Source organism: Streptomyces sp. NBC_01471, from assembly GCF_041438865.1.
GTDB lineage: Bacteria > Actinomycetota > Actinomycetes > Streptomycetales > Streptomycetaceae > Streptomyces.
On record NZ_CP109450.1, the window covers coordinates 5,740,960 to 5,765,057 of the forward strand.

The window sequence follows — 24,098 nt, forward strand, 5'->3', positions numbered from 1 at the left end:
CGCCCCCTGTCGATGAACGGCACTTCGGGTCTTCCTCCAAGCGTTATGGCATCTGCCATATAGCTTCGCCCGATGAATTGCAAATGCGAGCCAACTGGGCATATCTTTCCGCATATGCAGTCCTACACGATCGGTCAGGCAGCTCGTCTGCTCGGCGTCAGCCCCGACACCGCTCGTCGTTGGGCGGATGCCGGCAGGGTCGCGACCCACCGCGACGAAGCCGGCCGCCGGCTCATCGGCGGACGCGATCTGGCCGCCTTCTCGATCGAGATCGGACAGAGCGCCGCAGGCGAGGACGATGCGTCCTACACCTCGGCGCGCAACGCCTTCCCGGGTATCGTCACCGCCGTGAAACTGGGCGACGTGGCGGCCCAGGTGGAAATCCAGGCCGGTCCGCACCGGTTGGTCTCCCTCCTCACCACGGAGGCCGTCCGGGAACTCGGCCTGGAGGTCGGCATGCAGGCCACCGCCCGCGTCAAGTCGACCAGTGTGCACATCGATCGGACCTGAGCCCCGTGCCGGCTCAGCCGCCCGCTCCCGTAAGCAGCTCTCCTCCACAGCGGCGTCGCCCTTCCCCGAATCCTCGGACCCACCCGAGCCGGGAGGCCCCCCTTCGGCGTGGCTCATCCCCATCCGCTCGGGCAGCAACCGTGCCGCCCGTCCCCCAAGGAGTTCCACCCTCATGTCTCGCATCTTCACCCGCCGCCGTACCGCCACCGCGATCGTGACGGCCGCCCTGCTGCTGCCCCTGGCCGCCTGTGGCGGCAAGGACGACAGCAAGAAGGACACGGGCGCCGGCGCCAAGGCCTCCGCCTCCGGTACGCCGAAGGCCGACCTGACCGTCCTCGCTGCCTCCTCGCTGACCGATGTGTTCGGCACCGCGAAGAAGGTGTACGAGAAGGAGCACCCCGGCACGAAGATCACCTACTCCTTCGCCGGCTCCCAGGAGCTGGCCACCCAGGTGAAGCAGGGCTCCCCGGCCGACGCGCTGGTCACGGCGGACACCAAGACCATGGACGGCCTGAAGTCCGACGTCGGTACGCCGGAGATCATCGCCAAGAACCGCCTCGTCATCGTCACCGGCAAGGGCAACCCGGACAAGGTCCACAACCTGAAGGACCTCGCCAACCCCAAGCTGAAGGTCGTCCTCGCCGCACCCGAGGTGCCCGTCGGCAACTACAGCAAGAAGGTGCTGGACGCCCAGAAGATCAAGGTGAAGCCGGTCTCGCAGGAGGTGAACGTCCGCGCCGTCCTGTCCAAGGTCGAGCTGGGCGAGGCCGACGCGGGCATCGTCTACAAGACGGACGCGGCCACGGCCCCCGGCAAGGTCGTCGCGGTCGACATCCCCGACGCGCAGAACGCCGTCGCCTCCTACCCGGCGGCGACCGTCAAGGACTCGAAGCACTCCGCGGCGGCCGCCGCGTTCGTGAAGTGGCTCGACAGCCCGGAGGCGCAGAAGATCCTCCAGGGCGCGGGCTTCCAGAAGCCGTAACAGGCCCAACTCCCCCGTACGGGGCTGTTCTTTCCGTGCTGACGGTGGACAGCCCCGTACGGGTTCGCCCTGTACGGACCCGCGGCCACGGCTCCGGCACTCAGGTCGCCGGTGTCCGGCATCCCGATCACAGGAACCCCGATGAGAAGCACCCGCGCCCGTACACCGCGCACCCGGACCCCCTTCGCCCTCGGGGTGCCCGCGCTGATCGCGATCGCGTTCCTGCTGATGCCGCTGATCGGCATCCTGGCCCGCACCTCGTGGGGTGAGCTCGGGACACATCTGACCAGCCCGGACACGACTGAGGCGCTGCGGCTCTCCCTGCTGGTCTCCTTCTGGGCCCTGGGTCTTTCGCTGCTCCTCGGGGTGCCGCTGGCCTGGCTGCTCGCGCGGGTCGACTTCCCCGGCAAGACCCTCGTACGCTCCCTCGTCCTGCTGCCGATGGTGCTGCCGCCCACCGTCGGGGGTGTGGCGCTGCTCCTCGGGTTCGGGCGCCGGGGGCTGCTCGGGCCCTTCCTGGAGGACAACTTCGGCATCGTCCTGCCCTTCCACACCTCCGGAGCGGTGGTCGCGGCGACCTTCGTGGCGATGCCGTTCCTGGTCATCAGCCTGGAGGGCACGCTCGCCGGGCTGCGCCCCCGCTACGAGGAGACCGCGGCCTCGCTCGGGGCCTCGCCGGTCCGGGTGTTCTGCACCGTCACCCTGCCCATGGTCGCGCCGGGTCTTGCCGCGGGCGCCGCGCTGACCTGGGCGCGTGCACTCGGTGAGTTCGGGGCCACCATCACCTTCGCCGGAAACCTGCCCGGCACCACCCAGACGCTGCCGCTCCAGGTCTATCTGCTGCTCCAGGACTCGCCCGAGGCCGCGACCTCCGTCTCGCTCCTGCTGCTCGTCATCGCGATGGCGGTCCTGATCGCCCTGCGCGGGCGCTGGACCGGCGGGACGTCCGAGCGCACCGCGAAACCGGCGTTCGCGGCCGACGACACGGACGACACCGACCAGCCGCTCCCCGGCTTCGGACCGGGCGGTACCGCGACCGTCGGCGCACCGGGCACGGACGGGTCCGGCGCCACGGGGGCGCCCGATGCTCCCGCTCCGGCCCCGCAGGAACGCTGGCCGCTGCACGCGGTGGTCACCGGCTTCAACGAACTGACCCTCGACGCGGAGCCGGGCACCACCATCGCGGTCGTCGGCCCCAACGGGGCGGGCAAGACAACCCTGTTGCGCGCCCTGCTCGGGCTGACCCCGCGGGCCCGGGCGGAGCTGCGGCTGGGTGACATCGACGTCGGCCCGCTGCCGCCGCACCGCAGGGGAGTGGCCTGGGTCCCGCAGGACGGGGCGCTCTTCCCGCACCTGAGCGCGCTCACCAACACCGCCTACGGGCTGCGGTCGCGCCGGGTGCCGCGTGCCGAGGCGCGCCGGGAGGCTTCCCTGTGGCTGGAGCGGCTCGGCGTCGGCCACCTCGCCGCCCGCAAGCCCTCGCAGCTCTCCGGCGGCCAGGCCCAGCGCGTCGCGCTCGCCAGGGCGCTCGCCGCCCGCCCCCGGCTGCTGCTTCTCGACGAACCTCTCGCCGCGCTCGACCAGACCACCCGGGCCCACGTGCGGCACACCCTGCGCACGCATCTCAGCGGCTTCGCCGGTGTCTGCCTGATCGTCACGCACGACCCGGTCGAGGCGGTCTCGCTGGCCGACCGGGTCCTCGTGCTGGACGACGGCCGCACCCTCCAGGACGCCCCGCCCGCCGAGGTCACCCTGCACCCGCGGTCGCCGTGGGTGGCCCGGATGCTCGGCCGCAACGCCTGGACCGGGACCGGGTCCGGGGACGGCCTCACCCTCACGGGCGGCGGGCACCTCGTCGTCGCCGACGGGCCCGGCGAGGGCGTCAGGGCGCTGGCGATCATCGCGCCCGAAGCCGTCTCCGTACACCGGGACAGGCCGTCGGGCAGCCCGCGCAACATCTGGCCCGGCACCGTACGGGAGATCACGTCGGCGGGCAGCAGGCTCCGTGTCCTCATCACCTCGCCCGAGGCGCCCGACCTGGTCGCGGAGATCACTCCGCAGGCCGCACTCGAACTCGGCCTCGCTGACGGCGTACCGGTGTGGACCAGCATCAAGGCCACCGAGATCACCCTGGTCGAGGTCTAGGACCTCCCGAACCGCCTCCTCCCTCCGCCCGCAGTCCCGTCCCGACCCGACCCCGCCCCGGCGGGGTCGGGTGCTTTCCGCTGTCTGTCTGTCTGCCTGTCTGTCCGCCTGCTGCCCCGGCGGATGCTCCTGACCGGACGTGCCGGTGGCCGGACGCCCCAGCGATTGACATAGTCGGCACTATCCGAATAACGTTGTCTATACGAAAGCGGATGAGCCGGACCCGCGGCACTTGGCCGGGCGCCGGTTCGCACGGGTTTCGCCGGTCCCCTGCGCGTTCTGCGGCGCGGCTGTCCGCTCGGCCGTTACCGGTCTCCACACCTCTCTCGGGCATCTCTCGGAGTGAAGAAATGACGTCCTCATCGAAAGTCATCCGCTACGTGCTCGGCGGCCTGCTGATCGGCGGGTTCTGGTACCTCAACCGCGGCAGGCCGGTGTGGGAGGAGGCGCTGCGTACCATCGCTGTCTTCGCCGTGGTGATGTTCCTGCTCAAGTCCCGGCTCAAGCGTCAGTCCGTCGAGGTGCACCTGGTGCCCCTGGTCGCGTCGAAGGCCGTCCTGGTCGTGATCGCGGCCGTGGTCGAGGATCAGCTCAAGGATTCGATCGGCAACCCCTCGCTCGTCGTCGCGATCGGACTCGGGCTCGCCGTGATGCTGCTCGGCCCGCTGGGTGACAGGCGTTTCTTCACCTCGACGGCAGCGCCCGCGGCCGCACACCCCATGCCGCACGCCCGGTAGCCGCGCCTGCCGTTGCGCGGGCGCGCAACGGACCGAACCCGCGCACGGAATCGCGCCATTGGTTCCGCGGTGCGGACCGCGCGCCCGGCGAGCCGGCTTCCACGGCGACTTGATCGCGGACGGGGTCTGGTGTCGCAGGGGACCGTGTACCTGGCCGCCCGTAAGGCAATTGACGTAATTCGTGCTATTTCGATAAAGTTCGCTATATGAAAGATGACGAGTCACGTCCACGGCGCCTGACCCGGGCGGAGACCAAGGCACGCACCCGGGCCCTTCTTCTGGAGGCCGCCGCGCAGGTGTTCGCCCGCAAGGGCTTCGCGGGAGCGTCCGTCGACGACATCGCGGAGAGTGCCGGGTTCTCCACCGGCGCTCTGTACTCGAACTTCGCCGGCAAGGACGAGTTGTTCGTCGAGCTCCTCTCGAAGCGGAGCGGCAGCCGTCTCGCCGAGGCCGCCGCGATCGTGTCCGATCGGAGCGGCAGCATCGAGGACGCCCAGGCGTTGCTGTCCCGCTTGCTGGTCGACGTCGCGGGCGAGGACATGGATCTCGCCCCGCTGCAGGCGGAGTTCTGGCTGTACGCGATCCGCCGTCCCGAGTTCCAGGAGCGCATGGCCTCGCAGTTCCGTGCCAACCGGGACGCGCTGACCACCGTGCTGGCCGACCGGGCAAAGGCGCGGGGCCAGTCCGGCGAGGTCCCGTTCGACGGCGTCGCCACGGTCGTGATGGCGCTGTTCCAAGGACTTGTCCAGCTCCGCCGGATGGATCCGGAGCTGGTTCCCGAAAACCTCTACGGCGACGCCGTCCACTGGCTGTTCAGCGGAATCAGCGCAGCGCACCAGGTGAAGAAGGACTGACGCCGGTCACCAGAAGGAGCACGCAGTGCAGCACACACCCGCGGCGACGACACGCACCGGCACCGGCCGTCGGTACGGCCCGCTCCTCCGGCTGACAGCCGCACTCGTCGCCGTCGGGCTGTCCGCCCTCGGATGCACCTCGTCCAGAACCCCGTCCAGGAACCCGTCCGGAACATCGGGCGCGCCGTCCACCGCGCCGAACGCCCCGACCGCGGACGGCGGCATCCGGCCACTGACGGACCCCGCGTCGAAGGACAAGGGCGTCTACTACTCGGACCCCTACCCCATCCACCGGGCCGCGCGTTATCGCGGTACCGGCAGCCAGTACTTCTCCGGAACCACCAAGTCGCTCCTCGACTGCCCGACCGGCACCACCGCCCGCTGCACGGCCGGGAAGAAGGTCAGGGTGACGGCGGGTCCCGCCCTGACCCAGGCGGCCAAGCGGTACGGATCCCGGACGACGGTCGTCGACAACACCAACATCTACCAGCTGGATTCCGGCGCCTGGGAGATGGCGGCGACCATGTACGTGAAGAACCCCGCCCACCCCCGAGCCGCCCCGTGGACCGTGGTGGTCCACGCGCACGCCCGGCACCCGGCACCCTCCGACGTCCCGACGACGTGGGTCGCCGACACCCTGCTGGCCGGATCCTTCGCGCATCCGGAGAAGGCCAACTACGACGGGAAGTACGTCGAGGACGGCGGAAAGCTGTACCTCATCTACAGCAGGATGCTCACCGCATCGCCCCTGCACGACGGGATCGTGGCGCAGCGGATGACATCTCCCTCCCGCCCCGCATCCTCCGGATCCACGCTGCTCCTGGGCCCGGAGGACGCGAACGGCGGGTACGGCTCGGAGTACTTCTTCGGCCTGGACCAGCCCAAGAAGTTCAAGCTCATCGAGACGGGCAACATCACCAGGATCGACGGAAAATACGTGATGGCCTACTCGACCGGGGCGTTCAACGAGCGCGACTACAAGTCCGGACTGGCGTGGTCCGACACCCTGATACCGCCGCACGGCTCCTCGTACCGCAGGATCCTCGGCAAGGACACGGCCGGAGTGTGGGGAAAGCCGGGAGGCACGGACGTGGACTATCTCCTGCAGACCCAGGAGAAGGCGTGGCCGGACTACGTGGCCGACCGTGTCGTCGCACCGGGCGTGCCCTCCGTCGTCGACAACGGCGGGAAGTGGTACCTGTACTTCGCCGGATACCTGCCGACGGACGCCCCGCTCGTGTCCGGCGGACGCCTCGACGCGAGCCACCGGCGCCCGTACGTGATGCCGCTGAAGGTGGACATCCCCGGCGGCACCAGCGTGCGGCAGGCGTCCGACGCGGAACTGGCCCGCTGGGTGACGCGGGCCCCCTGACCGCGGGGAGCCGGTGGTGACCGGCCTCACCCGGCCGGGAGCGGAGGCCGGGGGCGAGGCCGGTTAGCATCCCCTGTGACTCCGATACGCCCGCCCAAGGAGAAGCCGATACGTCGGCGCATACTCGCCGACCTCACCCCGCTGCGCACATCCCCCGACTTCCGGCGGCTCTGGTTCGGCAACACCGTCTCCTGGGTCGGGCAGGGCATGACCGCCCTGGCGATCTCGCTCCAGGTCTACGACCTCACCCGCTCCAGCTTCTCCGTCGGTCTCGTCGGTCTCTTCTCGCTGGTGCCGCTGGTCGCGTTCGGCCTCTACGGCGGGGCCGTCGCCGACACCCTCGACCGGCGCAAACTCGGGCTCTACAGCGCCCTCGGGTCCGCGGTCCTCTCGGTCGGCCTCTCGTCGGCCGCGTTCGCCGGCTTCCACCATGTCTGGTTCCTGTACGGCATCGTGGCCCTCCAGTCCGTCTGCGCCGCGCTGAACGCCCCGGCCAGGTCCGCGATGATCCCCCGGCTGTTGCCCGGCGACCAACTGCCCGCGGCCAACGCCCTGTCCTCGATGACGAGCACCTTCGGCACGCTGATCGGACCGATGCTCGGCGGCCTCATCGTCGGTTTCTGGGGCTACCAGGCCGCGTATCTGATCGACGCCGTCTCCTTCGTGGCCGCCCTGTACGCGATGTGGCGGCTGCCCTCGATGCTCCCCGACCGGGCGGCCGGATCGAAGAGCCGCGCCTCGGTCCTGGACGGGCTGCGCTTCCTGGCCACCCGCCCCAACCTCCGGATGACGTTCTTCTCGGACTTCTGCGCCATGATCCTGGCCCAGCCCCGGGCGCTCTTCCCGGCGGTGGCCGTCCTCTGGTACGGGGGCGACGCCCGCACCACGGGGCTGCTGGTGGCGGCGCCCGCGGTGGGCGCGCTGCTCGGCGGGGTCTTCTCCGGCTGGCTGGGCGGCATCCACCGGCACGGTCTCGCGATCGTGCTCGCGGTCGCCGGGTGGGGACTCGCCATCGCGGTGTTCGGCCTGACCAGGAACCTCTGGCTCGGGCTGTTCTTCCTCGCGCTGGCCGGTGCGGCGGACACCGTGTCCATGGTCTTCCGCAACACGATGATGCAGGTGGCGGCGCCGGACGAGATGCGCGGCAGGCTCCAGGGGGTCTTCATCGTGGTCGTCGCCGGTGGCCCGCGCCTCGGCGACTTCCTCGCGGGCTCGGCGGGCGACCTCGCCACCCCGACCGCGGCGGTGGTCGGCGGCGGCCTCGCCTGTGTCGTCGCGGTCTCCCTGCTCGGCCTGACCCGGCGCGGCTTCCTCCGCTACGACGCGCGGTCGCCGGTGCCGTAGGCGCAGCCGGGCACGTACGCGCGGGTGGCGCCGGTCACGACGCCTCCCACACCAGCGCGTTCCCGTCCTCGCCCTCCGGCGTCCCGTCGTGCGTGACAGTCAGCCGTACGGGGTCCTCCCGTGCGTCGACCACCACCGCGACCCGCGAGACGTCCGGCAGCCGGTGCGTGCGGGCGAGGCCCCGGCGCAGGGCGGTGAGCAGGTCCTCGCCGACCTGCTCCGTGATCCGGGAGTCCACCGGGCCGAGGAAGTGCACCGACGGGGCGAACCCCAGCAGCACCCGCGCGCCGTCCGTCTCCCGGAGGACCTGGCCGCGCAGCGTCGACGGTGCGTCGGCGGGCGGCTGCTGGAGGGCGAAGATCGCGGTCCTGACGTCCTGGATGGTCGAGTCGAGTTCGTCGGCCGCCCGGCCGAGCAGCTCACCCAGCTCCGTGCCGGCCGCCCGCCGCCGGGTCGACTCCAGCATCATCTCGGTCGCGAAGAGCCGCTGGACGACGAGGTCGTGCAGATCGCGGGCGATCCGGTCGCGGTCCTCGTACACCGCGAGCTGCTCACGGTTCTGCTGGGCATCGGCCAGGACGAGCGCGAGCGCGGCCTGCGAGGCGAACTGAAGGGCCAGTGTCCGGTCCGCCGCGTTGTAGGGGCGGCCGCTGCGCCGCCGGGGCAGCGCGAGCGTACCGATCAGCTTGCCGCCGCTCTGGAGCGGCAGCATCATGCTCGGCCCGAAACGGGCCCGTACATGGGTGGTCATCCGGGGATCGGTGGACGAGTCCTCGATGTACACCGGGTCACCGCTGAGGAGCTGGACCAGCACGGGGGAGCCCGGCGCGATCGTGGCGCCGATGAGGTCGCCCGGGTCCTCGAAGGTGGAGGCGGCGACGATCTCCATGCCGCCGCTGCCGGTCGGCAGGAGCACCACGCCGGCGACCGCGTCGGCGAGGCTCCTGGCCTGTTCGGCGACGGTGGTCAGTGCGTCGGTCGCGCTCTCGCCGGTGAGCAGCGCGTTGGTGACGGCCGCCGCCCCCTTGATCCAGCGCTCCCGGAGCCTCGCCGTCTCGTACAGCCGGGCGTTGCCGATCGCGATGCCCGCCTGCGCGGCGAGCACCCGCAGCAGCGCCTCGTCGTCCCGGTCGAAGCTGCCCTCGCGCTTGCCCGCCAGGTGCAGGGTTCCGAAGACCTGCTGGTGCACCCGGACGGGGAACCGCAGCAGACCGGGGGTGTCGTCCGGGAGGCCGATCAGCGCGTCGCCGTCGGCGCCGGTCGCGAACAGGTCGCTGAGGCGGTCGCGCTCGGGGTCGACCACCCCGAGCGCCCCGCGCCGCGCGCCCGTCAGCCGGGTCGCGGAGTCCACGATGTGCTGGAGCGTGCCGCGCAGTTCGAGATCCGTACCGACGCTCAGCACCGCCTCCAGGAGCAGCGGCAGCCGTGTGTCACCGGTCATCGTGTGGTCCCCCGGTCCGATCGTCGCAGGCCCCGCGGTGCCGCTCGGGTCCTGTCGGGTGGCCGCCCGTCAGCGGTCCGTCAGCCGCTCAGCGGAGCCAGCGTCATGGGCTGGATCTTTCCCTCCAGCATCGCGCCGAGTCCGAGGACCGAGCAGACGTCGGGCCGCTCGGCGATGTGCACCGGCATCCTCGTCGCGTTGCGGACCATCTGTTCCAGGCCCGGCAGCAGGGCGCTCCCGCCGACCATCATGATGCCGCGGTCCGACAGGTCGGCGACCAGATCCGGCGGGCAGCCGCGCAGCACCCGGCCGATGCCGTCGAGCACGGCGGTCAGCGGGGTGTGGATGGCCTCCCGTACGGCCGCGGTTTCGACCTGGACCGAACGGGCGAGGCCGGTGGCCACGTCCCTGCCGTGGATCTCGGTGAACTCGGGCCCGTCCAGGGCCAGCCCGTTGCCGCTGAGCGCCAGTTGCAGCGGCCGTACGGACTGGCTCGGCAGCAGCAGCTCGTGGTGCTGGCGCATGTGCTGCACGATGGCCCGGTCGATGGCCTCACCGCCGACCGGGATCCGCTCGGCGGTGACGATCGAGCCGAGTGAGAGGACGGCGATCTGCGTGGTCGCCGCGCCACAGACCATGATCATGGTGGCGGTCGGCTGCTCGACGGGGAGCCCGCAGCCGACGGCGGCGGCGATGAGGGTGTCGACCAGCTCGACCCGCCGGGCGCCGAGCCCGACCAGGGTCTCGACCGTGGCACGCTGCGCCAGCGGGTCGGACTCGTGCGGGGTGCACGCGGCGGCGCGCAGCATCGGGGTGCGGCGCAGTCTGCGCCGCAGCTTGTCGCCGAGGAGCTGCCCCAGCATGCGCCGCGCCAGGTCGATGTCGACGACGGTGCCGCCCGTGACGGGGCGCGCCACCCGGATGTAGGCGGGGGTACGGCCGGTCATCTGCTCGGCGAAGGAACCGACGGCGATGAGCGCGCCCGTCCGGCTGTTCACCGCGACGACGCTCGGTTCGTCCACGACGAGCCCCATGCCCTTGACGAACACCCGGGTCCGCGAGGCCCCGAGGTCGACGGCTACCTGGCAACGGCGCAACTGATCAAGACTGACGGTCACGGCACGATCTCCCGAGAGACGCTGGGTGGAGCACCGGCGGCAGCCGGTCCTCATCGCATCGTGCGACGGCCGCGACCGGTGCGCGCGCTGGGCTGAGCCGCCCGGGTGGTGTTCTGACGCCTCGCCAGAAAGCAAGCTCCTAAAGGGGTGTGTCGCTGGGCCGTACGTCCTGGAGCAGCCCCCAGGTGAATTCGGCGACGGCGGGACGCCCGCCGGGCAGGGTGAGGGCGAGCCGCCACCGGGTCGGCGCGGTGCCCTCCATCGGCCGTACGGGGGCGAAGGCGCGGGCCACCTCGTCCACCGTGCACGACCAGGGCCGCAGGTCGTCCGCCGAGTGCAGGGCCGGTGCGGTGGCGCCCGGGGCGCGGACCAGCCACTCGTTCCACACCGCGCCGCCGGGCGCGGTCAGCACTTCGAACCGCAGGCCGGGCCAGAGCGGCACCGGCCACTGGAGGGCGTCGCACTCCAGGTCGCCGATCGTCCGGCGGGCGGTGGCCGACGGCTCGCCGAGCACCGAGCGGTAGCGCTGGGCGGCCCCGCGGGAGCGGGGCGAGCGGACCATCGCCTGCCAGCGGCGGTTCGCCTCGCGCATCTCGGCGAGTGTGACGCCCAGCTCGCGCCGGGCGTCCTCGACGAGGTCCGGCTGATGGTCGGCCATCCGGCGCAGCAGCACCAGCTGGAAGTCGAGCGGCCCGAACGGGCTCCCTGATCGCGGCATACACCCATCCTGCCCGTACGGCACGCGCACCGGGCCCGGCGGGTGGAGCACCTCCGGACGGGTGGCCCTACCCGTCGGTGCGCCCCAGCATCCGCTTCAGCAGGTCCCGCAGCACCGTCCGCTCCCCGGCCGACAGCTCGGCGAGCGGTTCACGGGCGAAGTCCATCGTGGCGCGCAGCTCCCGGGAGGTCCGCCGGCCCGCCTCGGTGGCCGCGGCCAGCTTGACCCGGCGGTCGGCGGGGTCGGGGCGGCGCTCGGCGAGGCCGCGCGCTTCGAGCCGGTCGACGATGCCCGTGACGTTCGACGGCTCGCACTTCAGATGCCCGGCGAGACGGCGCATGGGCATCGCCTCGATGGACAGCAGACCCAGCACCCGTGCCTGGGCGCCGGTGAGCGAGTGCACGGCCGCGGCCTCGTCGTACTCCTGGTAGTACCGGGCGACGACGTCACCGATCAGCTCGACGACTTCCAGGGTGAGCGGGTCTGTACGAGTGGCCATGCCTCCCAGCGTACCCGCATGCTTGACAATCTAAAATATCCAGGCGCATGGTTGTTTAAGACGGTAGATATTTCACGTCATGAAGCTTTGCTCAGGAGGTTGTACACCGATGTCCGCACTCCCCACGACCGGCCGCGAATGGCATCTCACCGCCCGTCCGAGCGGCTGGCCCACCCCGGCGGACTTCGCCCTGCGCGAGGTCCCGGTGTCCGAGCCCGCCGAGGGACGGATCCTGGTCCGCAACCTCTACTTCTCGGTCGACCCGTACATGCGGGGAAGGATGAACGACGTCAAGTCGTACACACCGCCCTTCCAGCTCGACAAGCCGATGGACGGCGGCGCGGTCGGCGAGGTCATCGCGTCGAACGCCGAGGGCTTCTCGGTGGGCGACCACGTGCTGCACGGCCTCGGCTGGCGTGAGTACGCACACGTGCCCGTCCAGCACGCCACCAAGGTCGACCCGGCGGCCGCCCCGCTCTCCGCCTACCTCGGCGTGCTCGGTATGACGGGCCTCACCGCCTACGCCGGCCTCTTCGATGTCGCCGCCTTCAAGGAGGGCGAGACCGTCTTCGTCTCCGGCGCCGCGGGCGCCGTCGGCAGCCAGGTCGGCCAGATGGCCAGGATCAGGGGTGCCGCGCGCGTCATCGGCTCCGCGGGCTCCGACGAGAAGGTCAGGCACCTCGTCGACGACCTCGGCTTCGACGCTGCGTTCAACTACAAGAACGGCCCCGTGGCGCAGCAGCTGCGCGAGGCCGCCCCCGACGGCATCGACGTGTACTTCGACAACGTGGGCGGCGAGCACCTCGAAGCGGCCATCAACTCGTTCAACGTGCACGGCCGCGCCACGATCTGCGGAATGATCTCGCAGTACAACAACACCGAGGCCACCCCGGCCCCGCGCAACCTCGCGCTGGTCATCGGCAAGCGGCTGCGGCTCCAGGGCATGCTCGTCGGCGATCACGCGGCGCTCCAGCCGCAGTTCGTGAAGGACGTCGCTGGCTGGATCGCCTCGGGCGAGCTGAAGTACCAGGAAACGGTCGTCGAAGGTGTCGAACAGGGCGTCGAGGCGTTTCTCGGGCTGCTCCGCGGTGAGAACACCGGGAAGATGATCGTCGCCGTCAACCAGTAGGCTCGCCCCCAGGCCGCCGCGGTCGTGGGCGCGAGATGCGGCGTACACAACAGAAGGAACTCTCATGGCAATCCAGAAGATCGATGTCGCGTACACCGCAGTCGCCACCGCCGAGAACGGCCGTGACGGCCGGGTCTCCTCCAGCGACGGCAACCTCGACGTCGTCGTCAACCCGCCGAAGGAGATGGGCGGAAGCGGCGCGGGCACCAACCCGGAGCAGCTCTTCGCCGCCGGTTACAGCGCCTGCTTCCAGGGTGCGCTCGGTGTCGTCGCCCGCCAGGAGAAGGCCGACATCTCCGGCTCGACCGTGACCGCGGCCGTCTCCATCGGCAAGACCGAGCAGGGCGGCTTCGGCCTGGAGGTCACCATCACGGCCTCCATCCCGAACGTCGACGCGGCCGCCGCGCAGTCGCTGATCGAGAAGGCGCACCAGGTGTGCCCGTACTCGAACGCCACCCGCGGCAACATCAAGGTCGACCTGGCCGTCGCCTGATCATGAACGGCTGATCCCGGCTCCGGCCGGGACAGGGAGGGCCGCACCCGCTCCGGCGGGGGCGGTCCTCTGTCCGTATTCCAGGGACCTTGCCGACCGTGCCGACCTTGCAATGGGGTGACGCGCGCAAGGTCAACGGGCCTGCGCCGACAGCCCCGTTCCCGCCGTTCGCCGGCCGGGCCGGGGGCCGGACGCTGCGGCACCCGGCTGCGCCGGCCCCCGATAGGCTGCGGCGCATGGGTGATCTCGGGGCGGGTTTCGGTTATCTGGTGAAGGGCCAGCGCTGGGTCGGCGGGCGCGGCAGGCAGTACGGATTCGGGCTGCTGCCGGGGCTGATCACGCTCGTCCTCTACGGGGTGGCGCTGGTCGCGCTCGCGTTCTGGGCGGACGACGCGGTCACCTGGGCGACACCGTTCGCCGACACCTGGAGCACGCCCTGGCCGGGACTCCTCCGGGGCTGTCTGACCGTACTGTTGTGGGCGCTGGCCCTGCTGCTCGCCGTCGTCTCGTTCACCGCGGTGACCCTGCTGATCGGCCAGCCCTTCTACGAGGCGCTCTCCGGGCGGGTCGACGCGTCCGAGGGCGCCGACGTCCCCGGATCCGGCCTCTCCCTCTGGCGCGAACTGTGGATCTCCGCCCGCGACAGCCTCCGCATCCTGGTACGGGTGGCGTTCTACGGCCTGCTGCTCTTCGCCGCCGGTTTCCTCCCGGTCGTCGGCCAGACCGTCGTCCCGGCGATCGGCTTCTGCGTCTCCGGCTTCTTCCTCGCCGAGGAGCTGACGGCGGTGGCGCTGCAACGCCGGGGCATGGAGTTCCGGGAGCGGCTGGCCCTGCTGAAGAGCCGTCGTCTGCTCACCCTCGGCTTCGGGGTCCCGCTGACCCTCTGCTTCCTGGTGCCGCTGGTCGCGGTCTTCCTCATGCCGGGCGCGGTGGCGGGAGCGACCCTGATGGTGCGCGACCTGACGGGGGAGACGGCGCGCGAACCGGACGCCGTACCGGACGCTCTGCCGGAACCGCCCGCCGACGGCGTGAACGGCGCTGACGGGGCACCCGCGGCGCCCACGCCTCCGCCCGCCGCCCCCTCCCGGACCTGGTAGCGCAGGGCCGCCGCCCGCGCATCACCCCGTCGCACCACCGCCGAGCAGCGTCGTGAAGGCCCGGAAAGCGGTGGGCATGTCCACCGATTCCGGGTCCAGCAGCCACTGGTACTGGAGGCCGTCCATCACCGCCACCAGCAGCGGCGCCACTTCCTCGGGCGTCAGCCCGCTCGGCAGCCGGTCCCCGAACTCGCCGCGCAGGGTGGCCGCCATCGACCCCCGCACCTGCGCATAGCGGCGCGTGAAGAACTCCCGCGCCGGATGCCCGTCCGTCACGCTCTCGCCGAGCAGCGCGGCGAAGGTCTGCACGATCCCCGGCCGCATGGCGTTGTACTCCACCAGCGACCCGAGCAGTTCGAGCGGCCAGGCCTCACCGGAGCGAGCCGACGCGCCCGGGTCCCAGCGGTCGCGTGCTTCCAGCACGGCGACGAGCAGGGCGTCCTTGCTCGGGAAGTAGTGCAGCAGCCCCTGCTGGCTGAGGCCCACCCGCTCGGCGACGGCGCCGAGCGTCGTCCCCCGGTAGCCGCGCTCCGCGATGACCTCAAGGGCCGCACGGAGGATCTCCGCCCGCCGCCCTTCCCCCCTGGCGCTCCCCATCCACCGGCTCCTTTCCCCGCACGTGTTCTCCGAGGACCGTACGACATCGCACATCACGAAGGCGTAACGAAACCTACCGATCTACCGGTATGGGCGTCAGGATGGAAACATCACGCACCGGACTGCGGAGCCTGAGCACATCGGGGTCTCAGGGACCCGGGGCTCCCACACTTCAAGGCGGAGGTACGACGGTGGCAGCCAACCCCATCAACGACGCGGACCCGGTCCGCGAGGCCGCGGTCGAGGCCGCGCTCGGCACGCTCGATCTCGACACCAAGGCCCGGCTGCTCTCCGGGCAGGACTTCTGGAGCCTCCCGGCGATCCCGGAGATCGGACTGAAGTCCCTCGTCATGTCGGACGGCCCGATCGGGGTCCGCGGTGTGCGCTGGACCGCCGACGACCCGTCCATCGCCCTGCCGTCACCGACCGCCCTCGCGGCCACCTGGGACCCGGAGCTGGCCCGCAGGGCCGGGGTGCTGCTCGCCCAGGAAGCGCGGCGCAAGGGGGTCCACGTCCTGCTCGCGCCGACCGTCAACCTGCACCGCTCACCGCTCGGCGGGCGGCACTTCGAGTGCTACTCCGAGGATCCGTACCTCACCGGTGAGATCGGCACGGGCTACGTCCGGGGTGTGCAGAGCGGCGGCGTCGGCACCACCGTCAAGCACTTCGTCGGCAACGACGCGGAGACCGACCGCTTCACCGTCGACAACCTCATCGCCCCGCGCCCGCTGCGCGAGCTGTACCTGGCCCCCTTCGAGGCCATCGTCAGGAACGCCCACCCCTGGGGCATCATGACCGCGTACAACTCGGTCAACGGCACGACGATGACCGAGCACCGCTACCTCGTGAACGAAGTCCTGCGCGGCGAGTGGCACTTCGACGGGTTCAACGTCTCGGACTGGACGGCCGCGCGCTCCACCGCCGGCGACATCGTCGGCGGCCTCGACGTCGCGATGCCGGGCCCGGCCACCCCGTACGGCGCACCGCTGGCCGCCGCCGTGCGGGCGGGCGAGGTCCCGGAGAGCGCGGTCGACGACGCGGTACGGAACGTCCTGCGGCTCGCCGCCCGGGTCGGCATCCTCGACGGCGCCCCGCCGGTCGTCACCGACCTCCCGGCGGAGACGGACGGCCGTGAGCTGTCCCGCGAGATCGCCCGGCGCGCCTTCGTCCTCGTACGGAACGAGAGCGGCGCGCTGCCCCTCGACGCGTCAAGGACCCGCAAGGTCGCGCTGATCGGCGCCGCCGCCCGCGACGCCCGCATCCTCGGCGGCGGCTCGGCCACCGTCTTCCCGACCCGGGTGGTCTCCCCGCTCGACGGGCTGGCCGCCGCACTCCCCGAGGGCGCCGTCAGCTACGCCCTGGGCGCCGACCCGAGCGGTCAACTGGCCGCGGCGGGGCAGGGTTTCGCCCTGCACGCCGTCTGCCGCGACAAGGCGGGGCGGATCCTCGGCACCGCATCGGTGCCCGGCGGACGCATCCAGTGGGTGGGTAGCGACCTGCCCGACGGAGTGACCCACGAGGCGCTGCACACCATCGAGGTCAAGGGCACGTTCACGCCCAGGGAGAGCGGCGAGCACACCTTCGGCACCCGGGGGCTCGGCGGCTTCCGGCTCACGGTGGGCGACCAGGTCCTCTTCGACGGGAACGAGCTGCCGGCCGACGAGGGCGACCCGTTCGCCGCGGTCTTCGGCGCCCCCGTCGAGCGCGGCACCGCCACCCTCACCGCGGGGGAGTCGGTCGCCATCGCCCTGGAGTACACCGTGTTCAAGAGCGCCGGCTCCCGGCTCCAGGCCATCGGCTTCTCGCTCATGCACCGCGACCCGCAGCGCGACCCCGACGAGCTGATCGCCGAGGCCGTCGCCGCCGCCCGCGAGGCGGACACCGCCGTCGTGGTCGTGGCCACCACCGAGGAGGTCGAGTCCGAGGGCTTCGACCGCACGGACCTGAGGCTCCCCGGCCGGCAGGACGACCTGGTCCGCGCCGTGGCCGCCGCCAACCCGAACACGGTCGTCGTCGTCAACGCGGGCTCCCCGGTGGAGCTGCCCTGGCGCGGGGACGTGGCGGCGGTGCTGCTCAGCTGGTTCCCGGGCCAGGAGGGCGGCTCGGCCCTCGCCGACGTCCTGCTCGGAGCGGCGGAGCCGGGCGGGCGCCTGCCCACCACCTGGCCGGCTGTCCTGGCGGACGCCCCGGTCAGCAGGATCGAACCGGAAGGCGGCGAACTCCCTTACGAGGAAGGTGTGTTCATCGGTTACCGGGCCTGGGACCGGGCCGGCACCACGCCCGCCTACCCCTTCGGCCACGGCCTGGGCTACACGGAGTGGAGCTACGAGTCCCTGGACGTGACCAGCACGGCCGCCACCGTCCGGATCCGCAACACCGGCACCCGCACCGGACGCGAAACGGTCCAGGTCTATGCCGCCCCCGCCGACCCCGGTACGGACCGGGCCGCCCGTCAGCTGGCCGGATTCGCCACCGTGGAAGCCGCGCCGGGGGAGACGGCGGAGGTGACCGTCGCACTCTCCGCGCGGGCCTTCGAGACCTGGGACGAGAAGGCCAACGCCTGGGAGCAGCGCCCCGGCAGCTACGAGATCCGCACCGGCCGCTCCCTCACGGACACCAGGCTGAGGGCCACGGTCACGTCCTGACGGACCGGCGCTCCTCCGCACGGGGGAGCGCCGCCGTACGGACACCTACCGCGCCGAGAACCCGTACACCGTCTCGGAGACGAACGCGTCCCCCGGCCGGAGCACCGCACCGGGGAACTCCGGCCGGTTGGGCGCGTCGGGGAAGCGCTGGGTCTCCAGCGCGATCCCGGCGCCCGGCCCGTACGGCCCGTCGTCGATGTGGTCACCGGTGTAGAGCTGGAGGCCCGGCTCGCCGGTCGTGACGGTCAGTACCCGTCCCGACACCGGGTCCGACAGTTCGGCCGCCTCGGCGCCGTCACCGTCGAGCACGTAGTTGTGGTCGTAGCCGAGGCCCACCTTCCGGGCCTGCCGGAAGTCGAAGCGCGTCCCCGCCACCGGCGCCGTCCCGCCGGTCGGGATCAGCTCCGCGTCCACGGGCGTCACCCGCGAGGCGCCGATCCGCAGTTCGTGCCCGGCCGCGCTGCCGGAGCCCGCGCCGGCCAGGTTCCAGTACGAGTGGTTGGTCAGGCTCACCACGGTCGGCGCGTCCGTCGTCGCCTCGTACCGGATCCGCAGCGCACCGCTCTCCGTCAGGCCGTACGTCACGGAGACGGCCAGCCGTCCAGGGAAGCCCTCCTCGCCGTCCGGGCTGACCCGGGAGAGCCGCACCCCGTGCCCGGTCGCCTCCGCCTCCCAGATCCGTTTGTCGAACCCCCGGTCGCCGCCGTGCAGGCTGTGCGGCGGGTTGTTGCGGGGCAGCTGGTACCTCCGCCCGTCGAGCTCGAAGGAACCGCCCGCGATGCGGTTCGCGTACCGCCCGATCAGCGCCCCGAAGTACGGCCCGGGGGAGGCCAGATACCCGGCCAGGTCCGGGAACCCCAGCGCCACTGCGGCCACCGCGCCCGCCCGGTCGGGCACCTCGACCGACTGCACGATCCCGCCGTAGGTGAGCACGCGCACCCGCGTACCGCCGCGCTCCAGGGTCCAGCGGTGGACTGGTGTGCCGTCACCGAGACGGCCGAAGGGCTCCGGCTGCGCGCTGCTCATGAGCGGACCCTACGCCGGGGGCCGCACGGCCGTGATGGCGCGGTACGCGATCTCCGCCAGCCGCTCCTGGCCGTCCCTGCCCGGGTGGAACCAGTCCCAGTGGCTCAGTTGCGCCCCGGTGAAGCGGAACCCGAAGACCGCCCCGCCGTCGTACCGGCAGTGCGTGTCGGCGGCGCACACGTCCTTGAGGACGGTGTTGTACGCGACGACCCGCTTCTGTACGGCGTCCCGCCGCCGCACGGCCGCCGGGTCCACCGCGTCCGCGTCCCGCAGCATCGAGGCGCAGAACCCCAGCTTCCAGATCTCCTTGCCCAGCGGGTTGCCGCGCCCCTGCGACCACAGCCGCTTCAGGTCCGGAACGCTCGACACATAGACCTCGCTCATGGGCAGTGCCGTGCGAAAACGTTTCAGCGCCGTCGCAAACGATGTTCGGAATTCATCCACCGGTGTCATGTGCGAAACCGAGTCCCGGCACGCGTCATTGGCACCTGCCATGATCGTCAGCAACTCGGGCCGGTGCGCCGCCGCGGCGGCGATCTGGCCCGGCACATCGGCCATCCGGGCCCCGGTCCTGGCGTCGTTCCAGGCCTTCTTCACACCGAGCCGGGAGACCAGACTCCGTACCCGGGCGTCCGAACCGGTCGCCCAGGACACCGCGGGACAGTCCGAGAGCACCGAACAGGCGTCGAAGCCCCGGGTGATGGAGTCGCCCACCGCGGCGACCGAGCGGGGGGACCTGTCCCAGGTCGGGGCGGGTGGGGGCGACGCGCTGCGATGGGCCTGCGCACGATTCGCGCCACTGTCGGAAGAGTCACAGCCGGCCAGCGCGCCGAGCGGGAGGACGAGCGCCGCCGTCAGCGCCGCGACAGCGGTGCGGCCACGGCGGCTCCGGCGGGATTCCGGCATCCTCTGCACCCTCCAAGTGGCCGACCCGGGCGTCCTGCCGAGTGAAAGCTGTGTGTTCAACGGGGCTCGGACCGACAGTACGTCACACGAGTGAGGCCGCCGCACGGTAGTTTTTCCACGTCGAACCAGTGGCAACTTCGCCCACCAGCGACTCCGGTAAATTACATCACGTCACATACTGTCCCATTTCAGGAGATTAACTCCCGATGCTGTTTACTGTTGCACCCCGGGGCAGAACGGGCGAGAGGCCGCTGGGGAAGGCGTACCTCGAACCGCACTGGAGGTCCCGGTGACGACACGTGGAGTTCTGTATCTGCACTCCGCACCACGCGCGCTGTGCCCGCACGTTGAGTGGGCCGTGGCGGGCGTTCTGGGTGCGCGGGTGAACCTCGACTGGATCAGGCAGCCCGCCTCTCCCGGTACCTGGAGATCCGAATTCTCCTGGAAGGGCGGCACGGGCACCGCGTCCCAGCTCGCCTCCGCACTGCGTGGCTGGAATCTGCTGCGCTTCGAAGTGACGTCCGAACCGTGCCCTTCGGCCGAGGGCGAGCGCTACAGCGCCACGCCCGAGCTGGGCATCTTCCACGCCGTCACCGGAATCCACGGCGACATCCTGATCCCCGAGGACCGGCTGCGGGCCGCACTGGCCCGTTCACTGGGCGGCGAGAGCGACCTGGAGGCCGAGATCGCCCGCCTGCTCGGCAAGCCGTGGGACGACGAACTGGAGCCCTTCAGGTACGCCGGCGAGGGAGCCCCGGTGCGCTGGCTGCACCAGGTCGTCTGAGGCCATGCGTTTGGACCAGGCCCGGTCCGGACGACAGGCCCCGATCCGCCTTACGGTGGGGGCATGGCTGACAACACCTCAGTAGCTGTCCTCGGTACGGGCATCATGGGCGCCGCGATGGCCCGCAACCTCTGCCGCGCCGGGCTGGACGTCCGCGTCTGGAACCGGACCCGGTCCAAGGCCGAGCCCCTGGCCGACGTGGGCGCACGCGTCACCGGCACGCCCGGCGAGGCCGTCGCGGGCGCGGACGTCGTGATCACCATGCTGTACGACGGCGCGGCGGCGCTCGACGCGATGACCGCGGCCGGGCCCTCACTGAGCGCCGGGACGGTCTGGCTCCAGTCCACGACAGCGGGCACCGAGGGGCTCCTTCCGCTGGCGGCGCTGGCCAGGCAGCACGGGCTGGTCTTCGTGGACGCGCCGGTCCTGGGCACCAAGGCCCCGGCGGAGAGCGGGCAGCTCACGGTCCTGGCGGCCGGACCCGGCTCCGTACGCGACGACGTCGCTCCCGTCCTGGACGCCGTCGGCTCCCGTACGGTCTGGGTCGGCGAGGACGGCACGACGGGAGCGGCCACCCGCCTCAAACTGGTCTGCAACAGCTGGGTGCTGGCCCTCACCCACGGCACGGCCGAGGCACTCGCGCTGGCGGCCGGTCTCGGCGTGGACCCCGCGAGCTTCCTGGGCGCGGTCGGCGGCGGCTCGCTCGACTGCGGCTATCTGCACCTCAAGGCGCAGACGATCCTCACCGAGGACTACACCCCGAGCTTCTCGGTCACCACGGCGGCGAAGGACGCCCGTCTGATCGTCGAGGCGGGGCGCGCGGCGGGCGTGCGGCTGGACGTGGCCGCCGCGGGCGGCGAGCGCTTCCGCCGGGCCGAGGCGCTGGGGCACGGCGACGACGACATGGCCGCGTCGTACTTCGCGAGTTTCGAGGCCTGAGGCGGAGCGGAACGCACAGGCCCGCCGCTCCCGGACGGGGAGGGGCGGGCCTGTGCGTTACGGGCGCCGGGTGATCAGACGGAGCGGAACGCCAGCATCACGTTGTGGCCGCCGAACCCGAACGAGTTGTTGACCGCGGAGATCGGACCCTCCGGCAGCGTCCGCGGCTTGTCCCGCACGATGTCCGCTTCGACCTCTTCGTCGAGATCGACGATGTTGATGGTCGGCGGGGCCGTGCGGTGGTACAGCGCGAGCACCGTGGCGACGGTCTCGATGCCGCCCGCGCCGCCGAGCAGGTGCCCGGTCATCGACTTCGTCGCGGAGATCGCGACGTGGTCGAGGTCGTCGCCCAGCACCTGGCGGAGCGCCTTGATCTCCGCGACGTCACCCTGCGGGGTCGACGTGGCGTGCGCGTTGACGTGCACGACCTCGGAGGGCTTCAGGTCGGTGGTCTCCAGCATGTGCCGCAGCGCCGCCGCGATACCGCGACCGGTCGGCTCCGGCTGTGCGATGTGGTGGGCGTCCGAGGACAGGCCCTGGCCCACCAGCTCGCAGTAGACCCTGGCGCCGCGCGCGGCGGCGTGCTCGGCCGACTCCAGGACCACGATGCCGGCGCCCTCGCCGAGTACGAAGCCGTCGCGGCCCTTGTCGTACGGGCGGGAGGCACCCTCGGGGTCCTCGTTGTTCTTGGACATCGCCATCATGTTGGCGAAGGCCGCGATGGGCAGCGGGTGGATGGTCGCCTCGGTGCCACCGGCGACGACGACGTCGGCACGGCCTGAGCGGATCATCTCGGCCGCGTAGCCGACCGCCTCGGCGCCGGACGCGCACGCGCTGACCAGCGCGTGGACACCCGCCTGCGCGCCGAGTTCGAGCCCGACGTTCGCGGACGGGCCGTTCGGCATGAGCATGGGGACGGTGTGCGGGGAGACGCGGCGTACGCCCTTCTCCTTGAGCACGTCGTACTGGTCGAGCAGGGTGGTGATGCCGCCGATACCGGAGGCGACGACCGCGCCGAGGCGCTCGGGGCGGATGGCGTCGTCCTCGCCGGCCTTCGCGGTGAAGCCCGCGTCGGACCAGGCCTCACGGGCCGCGATCACGGCGAACTGGGCCGAGCGGTCCAGCTTGCGGGCGAGGGGGCGCGCCAGGACCTCGCTCGGGTCGACAGCCACCGGGGCGGCGATGCGGACCGGGAGCTCGGCGAAGCGCTCGCCGGTGAGCGGCTTGACGCCGGAACGGCCTGCGAGCAGACCGTCCCAGGTCGAAGCGCTGTCGCCACCCAGCGGTGTGGTTGCGCCGATACCGGTGACGACCACGGTGCGATTGGTCGGGCTCACTGGAATTTCTTCTCCACGTGTAGAGGGATCTGAATCACGGCGCCACCGCCGGGTGGCGTCAGCCGCGGGCCTGGGTCAGGCCTGGTGCTTCAGGATGTAATCGGCAGCGTCGCCGACGGTCTTGAGGTTCTTGACGTCGTCGTCCGGGATCTTGACCTCGAAGCGCTCTTCGGCGGCGACGACGACCTCGACCATGGACAGCGAGTCGACGTCCAGGTCGTCGGTGAAGGACTTGTCCAGCTGGACGTCCTCGACCGGGATGCCGGCGATCTCGTTGACGATCTCGGCGAGACCTTCGAGGATCTCTTCCTGAGTGGCGGCCATGATGGCGCTCCTTCGGTGTGTAGCGGTGTGGGTCGGGGTCTTCTGGGGGTGTGCGGGCGAACCGGATTCCTCCGGAATGCCCTAGGGGAGGGTAACGACAGTCGCGGCGTAGACGAGACCCGCCCCGAAGCCGATGACCAGCGCGGTGTCGCCGCTCTTCGCCTGACCGGTCGCCAGGAGCCGCTCCATCGCAAGCGGAATCGAGGCCGCGGAGGTGTTGCCGGTGGTCTCGACGTCACGGGCGACCGTGACATGGTCCGGCAGCTTGAGGGTCTTCACCATCGAGTCGATGATCCGCATGTTGGCCTGGTGCGGGATGAAGACGTCCAGGTCGGCCGCGGCGATACCGGCCGCGTCCAGGGCCTGCTGGGCGACCTTGGCCATCTCGAACACGGCCCAGCGGAAGACCGCCTGGCCCTCCTGCGTGATGGCGGGGAACTTGTCGCGGCCCTTGCCGTCGCGGTAGTCCGACCACGGCACGGTCTGCTTGATCGTCTCGGACTTGTCGCCCTCCGAGCCCCATACCGTGGGGCCTATGTGCGGCTCCTTGGACGGGCCGACGACGACCGCGCCCGCGCCGTCGCCGAAGAGGAAGGCCGTCGCGCGGTCCTCCAGGTCGGTGAGGTCGCTGAGCCGCTCGACGCCGATGACCAGCACGTACTCGGCGGAACCCTCGACGACCATGCCCTTGGCGAGCGTCAGTCCGTAGCCGAAACCGGCGCAGCCCGCCGAGATGTCGAAGGCGGGCGCCTTCTCGGTGCCGAGCCGGAAGGCGATCTCGGTCGCGATGGCCGGCGTCTGTGCGAAGTGCGAGACCGTCGACACGACCACGGCGCCGATCCGGTCGGCGGTGATCCCGGCGTCGGCGATGGCCTTGCCGGAGGCCTCGATGGACATCGCGGCCACGGTCTCCTCGTCCGACGCCCAGTGGCGGGTCGCGATGCCGGAGCGGGAGCGGATCCACTCGTCGGACGAGTCGATCGTCTCCAGGATCACCTCGTTGGGCACGACCCGGGTCGGCCGGTAGCCGCCGACCCCCATGATCCGTGCGTACGGGGCGCCCTGGCTGGGCTTGATCTTCGCCATGCTCTCTCGGGCTCC

The 24,098-nt window shown here is 71.5% G+C and carries 23 protein-coding genes; 13 read left to right on the plus strand and 10 right to left on the minus strand.

Going from position 1 to position 24,098, the window contains the following annotated elements; translation table 11 throughout:
- The first annotated feature begins 114 nt into the window (after nt 1-114).
- The 7 genes from OG285_RS25700 (at nt 115) to OG285_RS25730 (ending at nt 7,944) form a co-directional block, all read left to right on the plus strand.
- A complete protein-coding gene (locus OG285_RS25700; protein ID WP_371792364.1) occupies nt 115-510 on the plus strand; it encodes a molybdopterin-binding protein in 396 nt (131 codons plus the stop codon).
- A 172-nt stretch (nt 511-682) separates the two neighbouring features.
- Nucleotides 683-1,492 (plus strand): molybdate ABC transporter substrate-binding protein, encoded by an 810-nt coding sequence (gene modA / locus OG285_RS25705; protein ID WP_356825519.1) that lies wholly within the window; start codon nt 683-685, stop codon nt 1,490-1,492.
- Nucleotides 1,493-1,633: 141 nt separating this feature from the next.
- Nucleotides 1,634-3,637: an ABC transporter permease gene (locus OG285_RS25710; protein WP_371792365.1), complete on the plus strand. Its 2,004-nt coding sequence runs from the start codon at nt 1,634-1,636 to the stop codon at nt 3,635-3,637.
- 350 nt (nt 3,638-3,987) lie between these two features.
- Complete coding sequence (locus OG285_RS25715; protein WP_356825515.1) at nt 3,988-4,374, plus strand: hypothetical protein; 387 nt, start codon at nt 3,988-3,990, stop codon at nt 4,372-4,374.
- A gap of 206 nt (nt 4,375-4,580) precedes the next feature.
- The gene (locus OG285_RS25720) at nt 4,581-5,228 is read left to right on the plus strand and encodes a TetR family transcriptional regulator (RefSeq protein ID WP_356825513.1); all 648 of its coding nucleotides are present in this window, start codon (nt 4,581-4,583) and stop codon (nt 5,226-5,228) included.
- A 25-nt stretch (nt 5,229-5,253) separates the two neighbouring features.
- Nucleotides 5,254-6,600, plus strand: a complete 1,347-nt coding sequence (locus tag OG285_RS25725) for a hypothetical protein (RefSeq protein WP_371792366.1) — start codon at nt 5,254-5,256, stop codon at nt 6,598-6,600.
- A gap of 75 nt (nt 6,601-6,675) precedes the next feature.
- Nucleotides 6,676-7,944, plus strand: coding sequence for an MFS transporter (locus tag OG285_RS25730; protein WP_371792367.1), 1,269 nt, complete (start codon nt 6,676-6,678; stop codon nt 7,942-7,944).
- Nucleotides 7,945-7,978: 34 nt separating this feature from the next.
- Here the strand turns inward: OG285_RS25730 and OG285_RS25735 are convergent, their stop codons facing one another.
- The 4 genes from OG285_RS25735 to OG285_RS25750 all read right to left on the minus strand — a co-directional run bounded on the left by OG285_RS25735 (nt 7,979) and on the right by OG285_RS25750 (nt 11,720).
- A complete protein-coding gene (locus tag OG285_RS25735; protein WP_356825507.1) occupies nt 7,979-9,385 on the minus strand; it encodes a GAF domain-containing protein in 1,407 nt (468 codons plus the stop codon).
- Nucleotides 9,386-9,465: 80 nt separating this feature from the next.
- Nucleotides 9,466-10,503, minus strand: a complete 1,038-nt coding sequence (locus tag OG285_RS25740; protein ID WP_356825505.1) for a rod shape-determining protein — start codon at nt 10,501-10,503, stop codon at nt 9,466-9,468.
- Nucleotides 10,504-10,642: 139 nt separating this feature from the next.
- Nucleotides 10,643-11,221 carry a hypothetical protein gene (locus tag OG285_RS25745; RefSeq protein WP_356825503.1) on the minus strand — a complete coding sequence of 193 codons (579 nt, stop codon included), beginning with the start codon at nt 11,219-11,221 and terminating at the stop codon, nt 10,643-10,645.
- Between the two features lie 67 nt (nt 11,222-11,288).
- Nucleotides 11,289-11,720 carry a MarR family transcriptional regulator gene (locus tag OG285_RS25750; protein ID WP_356825501.1) on the minus strand — a complete coding sequence of 144 codons (432 nt, stop codon included), beginning with the start codon at nt 11,718-11,720 and terminating at the stop codon, nt 11,289-11,291.
- A gap of 109 nt (nt 11,721-11,829) precedes the next feature.
- On the opposite strand from OG285_RS25750, the gene OG285_RS25755 reads away from it, so the two are divergent.
- From OG285_RS25755 to OG285_RS25765, 3 genes are all read left to right on the plus strand, one after another.
- The gene (locus tag OG285_RS25755) at nt 11,830-12,849 is read left to right on the plus strand and encodes an NADP-dependent oxidoreductase (RefSeq protein WP_371792368.1); all 1,020 of its coding nucleotides are present in this window, start codon (nt 11,830-11,832) and stop codon (nt 12,847-12,849) included.
- Nucleotides 12,850-12,913: 64 nt separating this feature from the next.
- A complete protein-coding gene (locus tag OG285_RS25760) occupies nt 12,914-13,342 on the plus strand; it encodes an organic hydroperoxide resistance protein (RefSeq protein ID WP_356825497.1) in 429 nt (142 codons plus the stop codon).
- Between the two features lie 236 nt (nt 13,343-13,578).
- Complete coding sequence (locus tag OG285_RS25765; protein WP_371792369.1) at nt 13,579-14,439, plus strand: EI24 domain-containing protein; 861 nt, start codon at nt 13,579-13,581, stop codon at nt 14,437-14,439.
- 21 nt (nt 14,440-14,460) lie between these two features.
- On the opposite strand, the gene OG285_RS25770 is transcribed toward OG285_RS25765, so the two are convergent.
- Complete coding sequence (locus OG285_RS25770) at nt 14,461-15,036, minus strand: TetR/AcrR family transcriptional regulator (RefSeq protein ID WP_356825493.1); 576 nt, start codon at nt 15,034-15,036, stop codon at nt 14,461-14,463.
- Between the two features lie 191 nt (nt 15,037-15,227).
- On the opposite strand from OG285_RS25770, the gene OG285_RS25775 reads away from it, so the two are divergent.
- Nucleotides 15,228-17,681: a glycoside hydrolase family 3 protein gene (locus OG285_RS25775; RefSeq protein WP_371792370.1), complete on the plus strand. Its 2,454-nt coding sequence runs from the start codon at nt 15,228-15,230 to the stop codon at nt 17,679-17,681.
- 45 nt (nt 17,682-17,726) lie between these two features.
- Here OG285_RS25775 and OG285_RS25780 read toward each other — a convergent pair whose 3' ends face one another.
- Nucleotides 17,727-18,707, minus strand: a complete 981-nt coding sequence (locus OG285_RS25780) for an aldose epimerase family protein (RefSeq protein WP_356825489.1) — start codon at nt 18,705-18,707, stop codon at nt 17,727-17,729.
- A gap of 9 nt (nt 18,708-18,716) precedes the next feature.
- Nucleotides 18,717-19,613, minus strand: a complete 897-nt coding sequence (locus OG285_RS25785; protein WP_371792371.1) for an SGNH/GDSL hydrolase family protein — start codon at nt 19,611-19,613, stop codon at nt 18,717-18,719.
- 289 nt (nt 19,614-19,902) lie between these two features.
- On the opposite strand from OG285_RS25785, the gene OG285_RS25790 reads away from it, so the two are divergent.
- Both OG285_RS25790 and OG285_RS25795 read left to right on the plus strand, forming a co-directional pair.
- The gene (locus OG285_RS25790; protein ID WP_164260465.1) at nt 19,903-20,397 is read left to right on the plus strand and encodes a DUF3145 domain-containing protein; all 495 of its coding nucleotides are present in this window, start codon (nt 19,903-19,905) and stop codon (nt 20,395-20,397) included.
- A gap of 63 nt (nt 20,398-20,460) precedes the next feature.
- Entirely contained in the window at nt 20,461-21,336 is an 876-nt protein-coding gene (locus tag OG285_RS25795) for an NAD(P)-dependent oxidoreductase (RefSeq protein WP_356825485.1), read from the plus strand.
- A gap of 74 nt (nt 21,337-21,410) precedes the next feature.
- Here the strand turns inward: OG285_RS25795 and fabF are convergent, their stop codons facing one another.
- From fabF to OG285_RS25810, 3 genes are all read right to left on the minus strand, one after another.
- The gene (gene fabF, locus OG285_RS25800; protein WP_356825483.1) at nt 21,411-22,673 is read right to left on the minus strand and encodes a beta-ketoacyl-ACP synthase II; all 1,263 of its coding nucleotides are present in this window, start codon (nt 22,671-22,673) and stop codon (nt 21,411-21,413) included.
- Between the two features lie 75 nt (nt 22,674-22,748).
- Nucleotides 22,749-22,997 (minus strand): acyl carrier protein, encoded by a 249-nt coding sequence (locus tag OG285_RS25805; RefSeq protein ID WP_356825481.1) that lies wholly within the window; start codon nt 22,995-22,997, stop codon nt 22,749-22,751.
- An 81-nt stretch (nt 22,998-23,078) separates the two neighbouring features.
- The gene (locus OG285_RS25810; RefSeq protein ID WP_356825479.1) at nt 23,079-24,083 is read right to left on the minus strand and encodes a ketoacyl-ACP synthase III; all 1,005 of its coding nucleotides are present in this window, start codon (nt 24,081-24,083) and stop codon (nt 23,079-23,081) included.
- Between the last annotated feature and the right edge of the window lie 15 nt (nt 24,084-24,098).

Coding starts and splice junctions, on each gene's coding strand:
- OG285_RS25700 (WP_371792364.1), top strand. CDS start 115: ATGCAGTCCTACACGATCGGTCAGGCAGCTCGTCTGCTCGGCGTCAGC.
- modA (WP_356825519.1), top strand. CDS start 683: ATGTCTCGCATCTTCACCCGCCGCCGTACCGCCACCGCGATCGTGACG.
- OG285_RS25710 (WP_371792365.1), top strand. CDS start 1,634: ATGAGAAGCACCCGCGCCCGTACACCGCGCACCCGGACCCCCTTCGCC.
- OG285_RS25715 (WP_356825515.1), top strand. CDS start 3,988: ATGACGTCCTCATCGAAAGTCATCCGCTACGTGCTCGGCGGCCTGCTG.
- OG285_RS25720 (WP_356825513.1), top strand. CDS start 4,581: ATGAAAGATGACGAGTCACGTCCACGGCGCCTGACCCGGGCGGAGACC.
- OG285_RS25735 (WP_356825507.1), bottom strand. CDS start 9,385: ATGACCGGTGACACACGGCTGCCGCTGCTCCTGGAGGCGGTGCTGAGC.
- OG285_RS25745 (WP_356825503.1), bottom strand. CDS start 11,221: ATGCCGCGATCAGGGAGCCCGTTCGGGCCGCTCGACTTCCAGCTGGTG.
- OG285_RS25750 (WP_356825501.1), bottom strand. CDS start 11,720: ATGGCCACTCGTACAGACCCGCTCACCCTGGAAGTCGTCGAGCTGATC.
- OG285_RS25755 (WP_371792368.1), top strand. CDS start 11,830: ATGTCCGCACTCCCCACGACCGGCCGCGAATGGCATCTCACCGCCCGT.
- OG285_RS25760 (WP_356825497.1), top strand. CDS start 12,914: ATGGCAATCCAGAAGATCGATGTCGCGTACACCGCAGTCGCCACCGCC.
- OG285_RS25765 (WP_371792369.1), top strand. CDS start 13,579: ATGGGTGATCTCGGGGCGGGTTTCGGTTATCTGGTGAAGGGCCAGCGC.
- OG285_RS25770 (WP_356825493.1), bottom strand. CDS start 15,036: ATGGGGAGCGCCAGGGGGGAAGGGCGGCGGGCGGAGATCCTCCGTGCG.
- OG285_RS25780 (WP_356825489.1), bottom strand. CDS start 18,707: ATGAGCAGCGCGCAGCCGGAGCCCTTCGGCCGTCTCGGTGACGGCACA.
- OG285_RS25785 (WP_371792371.1), bottom strand. CDS start 19,613: ATGCCGGAATCCCGCCGGAGCCGCCGTGGCCGCACCGCTGTCGCGGCG.
- OG285_RS25795 (WP_356825485.1), top strand. CDS start 20,461: ATGGCTGACAACACCTCAGTAGCTGTCCTCGGTACGGGCATCATGGGC.
- OG285_RS25805 (WP_356825481.1), bottom strand. CDS start 22,997: ATGGCCGCCACTCAGGAAGAGATCCTCGAAGGTCTCGCCGAGATCGTC.
- OG285_RS25810 (WP_356825479.1), bottom strand. CDS start 24,083: ATGGCGAAGATCAAGCCCAGCCAGGGCGCCCCGTACGCACGGATCATG.